Source organism: Streptomyces sp. NPDC050528, assembly GCF_044457795.1.
Lineage (GTDB): Bacteria > Actinomycetota > Actinomycetes > Streptomycetales > Streptomycetaceae > Streptomyces.
Map to the genome: position 1 here is coordinate 742,290 of NZ_JBITHH010000003.1, position 11,468 is coordinate 753,757.

At 68.4% G+C, this 11,468-nt stretch carries 10 protein-coding genes and 1 pseudogene; 4 read left to right on the forward strand and 7 right to left on the reverse strand.

The window, feature by feature from the left end:
- Positions 1-52: 52 nt before the first annotated feature.
- A complete protein-coding gene (gene glgX / locus ACIBK4_RS14835) occupies positions 53-2,164 on the forward strand; it encodes a glycogen debranching protein GlgX (protein ID WP_398995028.1) in 2,112 nt (703 codons plus the stop codon).
- On the opposite strand, the gene ACIBK4_RS14840 is transcribed toward glgX, so the two are convergent.
- The gene (locus tag ACIBK4_RS14840) at positions 2,118-5,114 is read right to left on the reverse strand and encodes an AAA family ATPase (protein ID WP_398995029.1); all 2,997 of its coding nucleotides are present in this window, start codon (positions 5,112-5,114) and stop codon (positions 2,118-2,120) included. The genes glgX and ACIBK4_RS14840 overlap by 47 nt on opposite strands.
- Positions 5,072-5,422, reverse strand: a complete 351-nt coding sequence (locus tag ACIBK4_RS14845; protein ID WP_398995030.1) for a CU044_2847 family protein — start codon at positions 5,420-5,422, stop codon at positions 5,072-5,074. The genes ACIBK4_RS14840 and ACIBK4_RS14845 overlap by 43 nt, the downstream gene beginning before the upstream one ends.
- A gap of 90 nt (positions 5,423-5,512) precedes the next feature.
- Here ACIBK4_RS14845 and ACIBK4_RS14850 point away from each other — a divergent pair, with 90 nt between their 5' ends.
- Positions 5,513-5,833, forward strand: coding sequence for a hypothetical protein (locus tag ACIBK4_RS14850; RefSeq protein ID WP_398995031.1), 321 nt, complete (start codon positions 5,513-5,515; stop codon positions 5,831-5,833).
- Here ACIBK4_RS14850 and ACIBK4_RS14855 read toward each other — a convergent pair.
- From ACIBK4_RS14855 to ACIBK4_RS14865, 3 genes are all read right to left on the reverse strand, one after another.
- On the reverse strand, positions 5,830-5,988 hold the full coding sequence (locus tag ACIBK4_RS14855) for a hypothetical protein (RefSeq protein WP_398995063.1): 159 nt from the start codon (positions 5,986-5,988) through the stop codon (positions 5,830-5,832). The two genes, ACIBK4_RS14850 and ACIBK4_RS14855, sit on opposite strands and share 4 nt — an antisense overlap.
- Positions 5,989-6,317: 329 nt before the next feature.
- Positions 6,318-6,440 (reverse strand): hypothetical protein, encoded by a 123-nt coding sequence (locus tag ACIBK4_RS14860; protein ID WP_398995032.1) that lies wholly within the window; start codon positions 6,438-6,440, stop codon positions 6,318-6,320.
- Between the two features lie 810 nt (positions 6,441-7,250).
- Positions 7,251-7,946 (reverse strand): hypothetical protein, encoded by a 696-nt coding sequence (locus ACIBK4_RS14865; RefSeq protein ID WP_398995033.1) that lies wholly within the window; start codon positions 7,944-7,946, stop codon positions 7,251-7,253.
- 336 nt (positions 7,947-8,282) lie between these two features.
- Between ACIBK4_RS14865 and ACIBK4_RS14870 the strand changes: the two genes are divergently transcribed.
- Complete coding sequence (locus ACIBK4_RS14870; RefSeq protein ID WP_398995064.1) at positions 8,283-8,912, forward strand: hypothetical protein; 630 nt, start codon at positions 8,283-8,285, stop codon at positions 8,910-8,912.
- 94 nt (positions 8,913-9,006) lie between these two features.
- Here ACIBK4_RS14870 and ACIBK4_RS14875 read toward each other — a convergent pair.
- Positions 9,007-9,555: pseudogene (locus tag ACIBK4_RS14875) on the reverse strand (GAF and ANTAR domain-containing protein); the annotation flags it as partial.
- Positions 9,556-10,385: 830 nt separating this feature from the next.
- Here ACIBK4_RS14875 and ACIBK4_RS14880 point away from each other — a divergent pair.
- On the forward strand, positions 10,386-10,676 hold the full coding sequence (locus ACIBK4_RS14880) for a hypothetical protein (protein ID WP_398995034.1): 291 nt from the start codon (positions 10,386-10,388) through the stop codon (positions 10,674-10,676).
- 61 nt (positions 10,677-10,737) lie between these two features.
- Here ACIBK4_RS14880 and ACIBK4_RS14885 read toward each other — a convergent pair whose 3' ends face one another.
- Entirely contained in the window at positions 10,738-11,118 is a 381-nt protein-coding gene (locus ACIBK4_RS14885; RefSeq protein WP_398995035.1) for an STAS domain-containing protein, read from the reverse strand.
- Positions 11,119-11,468: the final 350 nt, after the last annotated feature.

The window sequence follows — 11,468 nt, forward strand, 5'->3', positions numbered from 1 at the left end:
AAAGCAAAGTTAGCCTCGATCTCTCGGGGGTGTTGTCGGGGAGGAGTGGAGTTTGCAGGTCTGGCCGGGGCAGGCGTATCCATTTGGTGCTTTGTACGACGGCGGTGGCACCAATTTCGCGGTCTTCACGGAGGCCGCGGACCAAGTAGAGCTGTGTCTGCTGCACGACGACGGCTCGGAGACGGCGGTTGAACTCCGCGAGAGCGACGCGTTCGTGCGGCACGCGTACGTGCCGGGCGTGATGCCCGGGCAGCGGTACGGCTTCCGGGTGCATGGGCCCTGGGATCCGTTCCGTGGGGTGTACTGCAATCCGGCGAAGTTGCTGCTCGATCCCTATGCGCGAGCTGTCTCCGGTTCTCTGGACTGGCATCCGGCTCTGTTCGGTCATCAGGCGGGGTTCTCCCGCTACCGACGAGACGACCTGGATTCGGCGCCGCACACGATGTCGTCGGTCGTGGTCAACCCGTACTTCGACTGGGGCGACGACCGGCTGCCCCGGCACGGATACCACGAAACCGTGCTCTACGAGGCCCACGTCAAGGGCCTGACCATGCTGCACCCGGGGCTGCCGGACGAGCTGCGCGGCACGTACGCGGCGCTCGCGCATCCAGCGGTCATCGAGCACCTGGTGGGCCTGGGGGTGACCGCCCTGGAGCTGATGCCGGTGCACCAGTTCGTGAACAGGCACCGGCTGGTCGACATGGGCTTGAGTGAATACTGGGGCTACAACACGATCGGTTTCTTCGCCCCGCACAACGCGTACGCCTCCTGGGGCGACCGCGGCCAGCAGGTCCTGGAGTTCAAGTCGGCGGTACGGGCACTGCACGAGGCCGGTATCGAGGTCATCCTGGACGTCGTCTACAACCACACCGCCGAAGGCAACCACCTGGGCCCGACCTTGTGCTTCAGAGGCCTCGACAACCCGTCGTACTACCGACTCACGTCCGACCCCCGCTACTACGCGGACACCACGGGTGCGGGAAACGCCTTGCTGATGCGGTCCCCGCACGTGCTCCAGCTGATCATGGACTCGCTGCGCTACTGGGTCACCGAGATGCACGTCGACGGGTTCCGCTTCGACCTCGCGGCCACCCTGGCAAGGCAGTTCCACGAGGTGGACCGGCTGTCGTCGTTCTTCGACCTGGTGCAGCAGGACCCGGTGGTCTCCCAGGTGAAGCTGATCGCGGAGCCCTGGGACGTCGGCGAGGGCGGCTACCAGGTGGGCAACTTCCCACCCCTGTGGAGTGAGTGGAACAGCGAGTACCGCGACACTGTACGGGATCTGTGGCGAGGGAAAGCGGTGACCCCGGCGGAGCTGGGTGACAAGCTCACGGGGTCGGCGGATCTCTATCAGAACGACGGCCGCCGGCCGCTGGCCTCCATCAACTTCGTGACCTGCCACGACGGGTTCACCCTGAACGACCTCGTCTCGTACAACGACAAGCACAACGAGGCCAACGGCGAGGACAACAGGGACGGCGAGAGCTGCAACCGTTCCTGGAACTGCGGCGTCGAGGGCGAGACGGACGACGAGACCATGCTCGCCCTGCGAGGCCGTCAACAGCGCAACCTCATCGCCACGGTACTGCTGTCCCAGGGCGTGCCCATGATCAGCCACGGCGACGAGTTCGCGCGCACGCAACGCGGCAACAACAACGCGTACTGCCAGGACAGCGAGTTGACCTGGATGCGCTGGCCGGAGGACGGCAGCGAACTGCTGGCCTTCACGCGCGCGTTGGTGTGGCTGCGCAAGGAGCATCCCGTGTTCCGGCGCCGGCGGTTCTTCCACGGGCGGCCCGTGGAGGGCACCCACGACGAGCTGTCGGACATCGCCTGGTTCACCCCGGAGGGCAAGGAGATGACCCAGCGGGACTGGGACTCGGCGCAGGCGTCCGCCCTGTCGGTGTTCCTCAACGGCAACGCCATCTCGGAGCCCGGTCAGCGCGGGGAGCGCATCGCCGACGACTCCTTCCTGATGATGTTCAACGCCTCTCCGGAGACGCTGGAATTCGTCGTGCCGGTCGACCACGGCCGCCAGTGGCAGGTGGTCGTCGACACGGCCCGCGTGGGCCGTGTGCCACCGGGCACGGGTGTGAAGGTGCAGGCGGGGAAGCGGGTCACCCTGGTGGAGTGGAGTCTGAAAGTGTTGCAGCGCCCTGCGTGAGCGGTCGCATTCCGACATGGCGTTGCCACTCGTCGTCGGAGAGGACCCGGCCTGCCGCCTGACGGGCCAGAGCGGCGAGTCGTCCGGGGTGGAGCGGCAAGCGGACCACCGTGCCCGAATCCTTCGTACGCGGGCCGTTCGACAGCAGATATTCGCCATCTGCGCTGAAGACGACGTGTCCCATCAGGGCGTCGGTGTCGCAACGGCGTTCACCCGAGGTGAGATCCCAGACGGCGATGTGGCTCCCGGCGGTCTGCACCGCGAGAGCCAGGCCGTCCGGTCCGAAGTCGAGGTCCTCGACGAATCCCGGTGAGGGCAGCGCCAGGATCTCCTCGCCCTCCGCCTGTGCCGAGAGGACCCGCGTGATTCCGTCGTCGCAGCTCACGGCGATCTTGCTGGCCTGACTGTCGACGGCCACGCACGTTGCTGCGCAGGGCAGGGAGAGCTGCCACATCTCTTTCACGGAGTCGGTGATCTGGTACAGGTGCAGCTCACCTGCCTCGGTGCCGAGGCACAGTGCCGTAGCGGTGCTTGTGCAGGCCGCGATTACTGCCGGGTCGGTGAGCGGGACGACGGCGTCGCCGTCCGAGGCACCCCAATGGACCCGAACGTCGCCACGCTCGTCGATGAGCACACTGATGCCCTCGTCCCCCAACACCCAGTGACGCGCGGACCCGGGAGCAGTCGTCCATCGTCCAGGCGGTCCCACCGCCCATTCCCGCAGCCGGATGCGATCGGCCATCCGGCGCAGATCGTTCTCGTATTCGCTCTCCGGCACCTCCTCTTGTTCGCTCGCGCCCATGCGGCGCAGGCACGAGCGCACGAGCAGGTCCGCGGCCGGTTCGGCCGAGCGCTCAAGCGCCTCCACGGCGAGCAGGAGGGCGGTGTCGGCGGTGTCGGCCCGCTGCGCGGCCTGGGTGAGGGCGCGGGCCAGGGATTCTTCGAACAGGGTGCGGTATCTGTGTTCCTCGCGGTCCTGGTGCTCGCGGTTGGCATTGACGAAGCGCCGTTCGTCGACGGTGATGTCGGACGGTCGCTCCTCCAGCCAGCGTTCGGCATCGGCAAGCAGCGGCCCGGTCAGCACGGCTGCTGATTCCTCGCCGGCGTCGTGGCGGCGCATGGCGTAGGCGAGCATGCGCCGCCAGTTGCGGAACGGTTCCTCCTCCTTGAGCCAGGATGCGAGCGTGCCCCAGGCCCGCAGCAGGGCCTCGTGCACCACCTCGACGGTTTCCTCGCCCGTGTCGCCGCTGCTTGTCGTCAACAACCGCTCGTTGGCCAGTCGGACCGCTATGGCCCACTCGGCCGGCCGTAGTTCCGTGCGCGTGGCCACGCGGCGGACATCTGGTTGGTCCGGCGCGATCAGATGGTTGAGGAACAGCCGCCGGACGAGTGAGCGTTCCTCGGGCGTGAGCGCCGCCAGGACGCCGTCGGCGTACTCGGCCAGGGCGCCGTGGAGTTCGCCGATCTCCGCGTACGCCTCGAAGGACAGGGTGTCCTGCCCGCGCTGAAGGGTCGCCCACATCCGGTCCAGGGTGAATTCGAGCAGGGGCAGTGCTCCGGGCCGTCCCTGGACGAGCGTGGCCAGCTTGCGCACGAGATGGTCGTGAACGGTCAGACCGCGAAGCCTGGCGGGTCGCAGAATCGCCTCGCTCAGCTCGTCGGCCGACATGCCGAGCAGAGCAACGGCGGTCCGGCGCAGTGCCTCCCCGAACCGGCCCGGACGGACGAAGAGTCCGCCGAAGGCGTCGTCCCTGAGTGTCAGGACCGCCACCGTGGCAGACCGCTCGCGCCCGGCCAGCTCGGCGAGTTGGTCGAGCATCTCGTCCGTGGCGGGCGAGCCGTCGGCAGCCTCCTCGAACTGGTCGACGACGAGCAGGAGCCGCTCGGCACCGGTGGATGCCAGCACCAGGTCGCCTGCTGCGGCCAGGCCGAGCGAGGCGATGCGGGACTGCCATGCCTCCAGCTCGGACACAGGCACCGAGCGGGGAGCTCCCGTGGCCTGGGCGAAACCGGCAGCCAGGGCGTGCGCCAGGTGCGGGCGGGGCCGGACCAAGGCGAAGCGCCAGTCGGTCCGTCCTGCGGCCAGACGGGGCATCAGACCGGCCCGTACCAGCGATGATTTCCCGGCGCCCGATGCGCCGACCACCGGCACGAGCCCACTGCTGTCTACGGCCGCGACGAGATCGTCGGTCATCGCGTCCCGGCCGAAGAAGAGGGGTGCGTCGTCCTGGCCGAACGCCTCCAGACCCTTGTACGGGGAGGCGGGCAGTGGGGCGAAAGCTGCTGGCCACGCCGCCACTAGGTCCGCTACAGGTATCGCATATACGTCCGTGTCCTGCCGGGCGACCGCGGTGGCCACCAGGATGCCCAGTACCCGCTCCGCTTTCGGGTCCAGGACCGGGGTGCCGCTGTAGCGGGGCTGGGCCACATGGGCGCCCTGGGCCCGCTGGTCGATCTGCTGCCGGTACTGCTTGACGAGGGGACGAAGTTGGGCCGGCACCCAACCGCCGGGCCGGCCCTCGACCGGACCGAACAGCAGGACATCGCCCTCCGTACGGGCCTCCTGCGCCAAGGGGACGGGGATCGCGCCGATCGGCCTGGATTCCCCCACAAGCGTCAGCCCCGCCACGTCCAGGCCGTCGAAAGCGGTCCCGGTCCCGGGCGCCTGCCAGGCGTCGACCCTGGCCCTGCGTTCCGGCGCGAGCGCGGTGAGCTGCGCGAGTAGGGGGAACTCCAGTCGCAGGATCTCTCCCCTGGCGTCGTCGGTGCTGCGCAGCTGTCGGCCGAGGGCCGCGTTGACGACATGGGCACAGGTGACGACATGCTCGTCGTCCACGAGGACACCGTGCCCGATGATTGCGCCGCCCGGAGCGCGAAACCGGACAACGGCGGCACCGGAAGCCTCCGTCACGGGCCAGCGGGCTCGGCGGGCGACGTCTTGGGCGTCCACTGGAGGTGCACTGTGAAGTGCACCTCTGCGGTTCCCTTGGCGATGATTACTCCTGTTTCGCCTCCCAATTTGACGCCGAACTCGATGGACGCCGTCTCCGGCGTGAGCGCTTGGAGCGTCTCCGCCAGACCGGCCAGGGCGGGCCGAAGACCAAGCAGGCTCGACTCAAGGGTTCGCGACGCCTGGGCGAGCGACCGCCCCGGCTCGGGAGACGCCAGAACGACGGACTCCTCCGGGATGTCGACGCGGTCCACCTCCGCGATCAGGAACTCCCCGTTTTCCAACGGAATGCGCACCAACTCCGCCATCGATGTCCGCTCCCCCCTGCGTCTCGTATCGCAGGGCCCCATCGTCACATGGAGGAGACCAGGTACGCATGGCTCGGATCACGATGTTCTGTGCGAACGCCTCACTCCTGCTCGGTTCTGGTCCCGCTGCTCTACGCAGGTGCCGTCCTGGAACTGATCCTGGCATCGGGCGTGGCCTCTGGTGTGGGGCTTGTGCTGTCGGTCCCGCTGATCTGGTCGGTGCTGTTCCACCGCCGGTGGGAGTCGGCGTGCGTGGTGGTAGCGGTCGTGGTGGTGCAGGCGGCGTCCTCCATAGCTCAGGCGGCCCTTGGTGCCGTGGTCACCAGACGCGTGGTGCTCTGGAGCGTCCTTGGTGTGCTGATCGCGGTCGCCACTCACGGCGTGCGGGATCGGGTCGGAGAGGCTCGCTAGTGGCCAACGCCGCACTGCACCTGCTCCTGGTCGAGGGCCTCGTAGTCGGCCAGTGCCTTGAGCCCGTTCGTCACCAGCCGGTCCACGGCGATGGCGGTGCTCGACGGCGCCTCGGCGGGGAGAGCGGTCGCGGTGCGGTCGTCGTGGCGGGTCATGGGCGGTGTGCCTCCAGCGTCGAGAGGTGAAGCCGCGCGGCCGGCGGCGCAGAACGGAGGCGGCACCGCGGGGGATCGGTACCGCCTCCACCAGCAGCCTCTCCCACGAACAACCTTGGCCCCAGGTCCCGTTGGTCCCGTCGAGGGGCTGACCGGCCCCGCACCTGTGGGGCCAGGAGACCTGTCTGCCACCGAATGCTGAATGCTGAATACCGAACGCGGGGAAACGGGCTCATGGACGGGCGCCCGCGGATGGCGGAGGAGCGAGTGGACGGACTGCCCGGGAAGTCGGCTCAACTCGCCGGGGGGGCCGACTGGGTGATGAGGTGTCAGATCAGCCTCGCCGCCGAGGCAACGAGGGTGAGGCCCGCGATCACGGCGGAGACGACGGCGATGCGGTCCCCGCTGGACAGCCGCGACCAGGGCGAACCCCACTCGACCTCGCTCGTCACCTTGAAGACGGGCCTGATGCTCCGCAGACCGAACCCTTGAATACATGTCGCCGGAATTTGAGAGATGAACTCCCCGCGGCTGAGCCCGATTCCCTCAAACCCAGTCGCTGTACGGCCTCGTTGAAGGCCCCCGCTGCTTCCCTTGGCCCCGTCCCTCTTGGCGGCTGCGCAGTGTTTCCTGAGCATGCCGATCCCCTTGCGGATGCGCGTACTGCGCGATGCCGCCGGGCACGGTCCTCCTGCGTCTCTCGCCGAACCCTCATGCGCTCCACCCGTGCTTCCTGCCGAGCCCTCTCACGCTCCACCCGGTCGATGCGTTCCCTCTCCGCCGCTTCGTGCCGAGCAGAACTGGTCCGCAACCGCTGATCCGGCAGTTGTCGAGAGCGACCGGCGCGACGTGTGCCCCGGTCACGCGCCAGTGGGGCAGAAGCACCGGCTGACAGCGCCACGATCCCCCTCTCGGCCGCCGCGCGAACAGGATGATCCACGAAGGCGTAGCCATCCCAGGCGTGCCGCACAGCCGGTGACGCTTCGGCGATGATCGCCTTTGTGACGAGAGGGCCAAAGTGTCCATGCGAGGCCGCCAGAGGAAGCACCCACTTGACTATTACCACCAGTTCCAACACAACATCCCCCCCGATTTCCGTAACGTCCAATCTCTTTACCCCCGATGGGAGATCCAGAAATATTGGGTCTTGAGTCAGCTGGGCATCGAGATCGGTGAGCCATTTCCAACCTCAGGCGGGTGATTCGGTTGGTGCTGAGCGGACGTCTTCAAGTGGCCCCGGGGATTGACTTGCGCTGGGGTCATCAGCTGGGCCGTCGGTTCCGGATCCGGTCCTTCACCGCCCACACGGCGAGGCCGATGAGGGCGAAGGCCAGCCAGATGACGACTAATGCGAGCGGGTCGCTCTCGTGTGCGCCGGAAGTGGCGATGCCGGAGACGACGGTGACCACGCAGGCTCCGGCGATCATCCTGCCGGCGAGCGGGAACCCATCCGCGGGGCGGCGCCGGGCCGGCTCATGCGTGCCACGGCGCAGCCAGACGGCGGTGTACAGCGCGAGCACCCCGGCGGCCGGCATGCTCAGGCCGGCGGCCAAATAGAGACCCGGAATCATCGTCGGCGCCTCGACTGTCTGCTGAACGCGCCCGTCGAAGGTGATGTCGGTGCGGTGGCCGTGCCAGACGACTACCCCGATGTGGTCGCCCTTCCGCAGCCTCGACAGCACGGGGCCGGAGTCGGCGAGGGTGATCCTGCCGGATACCGACGGGGGACCCGCGACCTCCACCCAGTAGGTGCCGCCACGACCGGTGGAGTAGTTCTCCAGCTTCCTGACCACGGCAGGGATGGCCCGGGTTTTTGGTGGGGCCTCGTAGGCTCGCGCGGTGGAGAGGCTGTGGCGGTAGGGCACCGCGAGCACGGCAGCTCCGCCGAGGACGAGGAGCAGCGCCAAGGCCGCCAGCCCCCACACCCGTCGCCCGGCTTCCCAGGTCTTGTCCACCATCGCCTCCCTGGGAGGTTCGACTCGCACCAGCCAGGGAGGGTTGCGCCCACCCACCGCAGTGGCACGGGTAAGGCCCCGCCCATCAGAGCGGGACCTCGGAGTTCAGCAGGTCTCCTCAGACACGGCAGCTGTAGATCGAGACCTGTAGCGCGTTGCCGCTACCGAGGGTGAACTCGTGGTGTGGTGGCTGGTTGTGCGGGGCTGAGGGCAGGCCGGTCTCGTGCGGTGGGCTGCGCATCGTGGCTCCGGGCACGTGCCACACTCGGGCGGCTGTAAATCAAACGTTCGGTGCCCGCGGTGGACGACGGTGCCACCCCAAACATCAGGAGGATGTCCGTGACCTTTGCCGTCGGCCTCTTCGAACTGTTTGGCATCGCGATCCCCGGAGGGGTACAGCTTGCGGTCCTCCTGTACGCCCTGGGCCGCCTGCACGTGGTCGACATCGGTGCCCTGGCTACGGCGCCGTCGGCGTTGCTGGTGGTCGGCGCCGTGGTGAGCAGCTACGTGCTGGGCAGTGTCACCACCCCCCTGAGCGCCGTCCTCGACACGATCATGCCCCGCCGGCACCAAACTCCCGACGACGCACGGCGTATTTTCCTTGCCGGCGTTCCCGACGCCCGTGACCGCCCCTTCGTGTCCGCAGACCCCAACGTGTTGCTGGCCGCCGCCGAACTGCACAACAAATCGGTCGCCAGCGAGGTCACCCGAATGGAGGCGGTGGGGCTGATGCAACGCAACCTCGCGCTCTCGCTGACCATGGCAACAATCGCCGCGCTGGTCGAATTCGCCGTCGGCCCCCACCGGCTGCCGGCCGCCTGCTGCGCCCTGCTCCTGTCGACGGCCGTCGTCGGCACCATATGGAGAGAGCGGATGACACGGCACTACCCATGGCTGAAGACCCTGGAGATCTGCTTCTGGATTCCCGATATCGACGCCCCCTTCGCCTCCGACCGCGACCACCGCTGACTGGCGTGCAGTGGACTGTCCACACGGCAGTTGCAGTTCCAGCGTCTGCTCTGGTCAGTGTGTTGCCGGGGCGGGTGCGGGCATCGCGGGCGAGTTCGGACAGGCTGCGGTTGTGGGCGCGGGCGTAGCGGCGGAGCGCGGTGAAGGCTGTTTCCATGTCGACGCCCCGGCGTTCTGCGAGTTTGCCCTTGGCCTGTTCGATCAGTACGCGGCTGTTCAGCGCCACCTGGAGTTGCTCGTTGAGGGCACCGACGATCTCGTTCCGCAGGCGCATCGGATGCGCCTGGACGGCCGCGAACCCACTGCGCCGGGCCTGCGCGACGAAGCGCGGCCACCGGTCCGCCGCGGTGGCCAGATCGGGGACGGTCACCGGGGTGCCGTGGCGATAGCACTCCAGGCTGGGGCCTTCGTCGTTCTGGAGCTGGAAGACTTCCAGCAGGCGTACTTGTTCGTCGAAGGCGGCCATCACACAGAGTTCGCCGTCGCGGTCAGCGATGAGCACGCTGGCCGCGCCGACGTCGAGCATGTCCACGCAGCGGTCGGTGAGCAGGCCCAGCAAGTCGCTCAGGTCGAAGTCGGCGACGACGTTGTCGGCGAGTTCGACGAACGTTTTGGAAAGGAGCTGCTGATCCATCGTGCACATCCTCCAGGTGAGACGGGCCCCGGCGGGTGGAAGCGGGACGCGAGTAGCGCCACCAGGCGTCCTACGAATCCGCCTGAGACGGCTTCGCAGGACGCCAGCGGGAACCAGACCGGCGGAACGGTGCGGAGCGCTGCGCCTTGGCTGAGGAGGGACCGGCAGTCGGTTCCATCACCTGAGCCTGCCTCCGGGGCGGTGCCCCCGCCGCCCGGTGTCGTTGTTCCTCGCCGGCAGCAACCGCCAAGACGTGCTCCGGCCCGGGACACTGGTGGTGGAATGGTGCCCGGCCGCCGCCGTATGCGGGAGAGCGCGGGCGACGGCCGGGAGCGCGAGGACGGCGCCGAGTGCCCCTCCCTGCGCCGCCCTCGCACCGGCCGCCCTCACCACCCGCCCGGGGCGTGCGGGATACACCCCGGTCTCGAAAAAGGGCTGGGAGGACAGAGGGCTGGAGCAGCGTTGTCGGCAATGCGGCTCCAGCCCGCTCACAGTGGTCAGACACTCACTGCGGCCCGGGGACAAGGGGCCGGAAAGTACGGACCCGCAACCTTCCACCGACACAGCCGGTAAAACGCTCAAAGGCCCTGCCAGGTCCCTATACCCGGCCCAGCAACCGCGGCAGTACACGATCCGGCCGGTACCGGCCGGATCAGCCCGCCTCAATATCAACCCGTGGCGCCTACCGTTCGACCGTGAGCGACAGGGGTCCATTAGCCGCTATCGGGGGCCGGTCTGGTGCCGCATCCGCCGAGCGCGCACGATGACCCCACGCCCCGGTCGTGCGGGAGCACGGCTACCGCACGGGCCGTGAAGAGGACCCCCGGGAGGTGGTCGCCGTGAGCACGGTTCCCTGGCGTCGGTCGCGCCGGCGCCCCACGACCGTTGTCACCCTGCCGTGCGCGCAACGCACCGTCGGCGTCGGGGCCGTGCTCTGGTTGCCGAACGTGATGATGCTGGTGGTCGAGGACGTGTGTACCGCGCTGTCCCGCGAGGACTGGCGGCGGCGTGAGCCGGCCCGCTGGCGATCCGGGGCCCGGCGGCACTGGAACACAGAGGGAAGGCAATTGGACGCCAAGGAGACCCGGCTCAGGTACCTGGCCGTACAGTGCCTGGACGTACCGGACTGACCGGGTCCCACCCGTTCCGGCGGGCCTGACCCTGTTCAGGCTGTCCCGTCCGCACCGTTCATCAACCCGCTGCCTCCGAGTCGGCGAGCGTCAGGGCTTCCTCCCTCGTGGCGAGTGGAGTGAACCGGCCGATGAGACGTCCGGCGTGCAGGACCCTCAGGATCATCTGATGGGGGCAGACCAGTAACAGCCATCCGCCCCGCTCCCTGACACGCCGCTCGGCACGGCACAGCAGTCGCAGCCCATAGGCGTCGAAGAACTCGGTCGGAGTCAGATCGATCACCACGGTTTGCCCGGGAGCGGCTGTCGCGACTTCCAGGTCGGGCAGGATCTGCTGGGCGGCGGCGATGTCGATCTCGCCGTGGAACTCGATGACGGTGACTCCGCCGACCTGTTGGGTGCAGATGTATCCAATGGGCCATGCGCTGTTGCCTTGTTGCACGGCGTTTCCCCCGGTGAGCCCGGCTGCCCGATGTTCCGGGGCCTGGGTGCGTTTTCGCCACCAGGGGCTGGGGCGGCAAACAGGCAGCCAGCATATGCCCCATTGAGGCCTCTTGCATGACAAAAAGATTCCTGCCAGGCGGAGTTCACCCGGTGGAGCGATTTTCGCCGTATCTGCTTGACATGCGTGTCTCGATCGTTCCATGTGTTCGTGCTTCAAGGGGGTGTTGGTCGCAGAGGTGGGGGGGGGGGCGCCGCGGGGGGGGGGGGGCCCGCCCGGCGGGGGGGAGCGATCGACACGCCGCGGGCACCGCCGGCGCGGGGGGGGGGGGGGTGAGTTGGTTGGGTTTG

What these genes read in the sequence shown, in the direction of transcription:
- ACIBK4_RS14845 (WP_398995030.1), bottom strand. Translation starts at nt 5,422, where the DNA reads ATGGCGGAGTTGGTGCGCATTCCGTTGGAAAACGGGGAGTTCCTGATC.
- ACIBK4_RS14855 (WP_398995063.1), bottom strand. Translation starts at nt 5,988, where the DNA reads ATGACCCGCCACGACGACCGCACCGCGACCGCTCTCCCCGCCGAGGCG.
- ACIBK4_RS14865 (WP_398995033.1), bottom strand. Translation starts at nt 7,946, where the DNA reads ATGGTGGACAAGACCTGGGAAGCCGGGCGACGGGTGTGGGGGCTGGCG.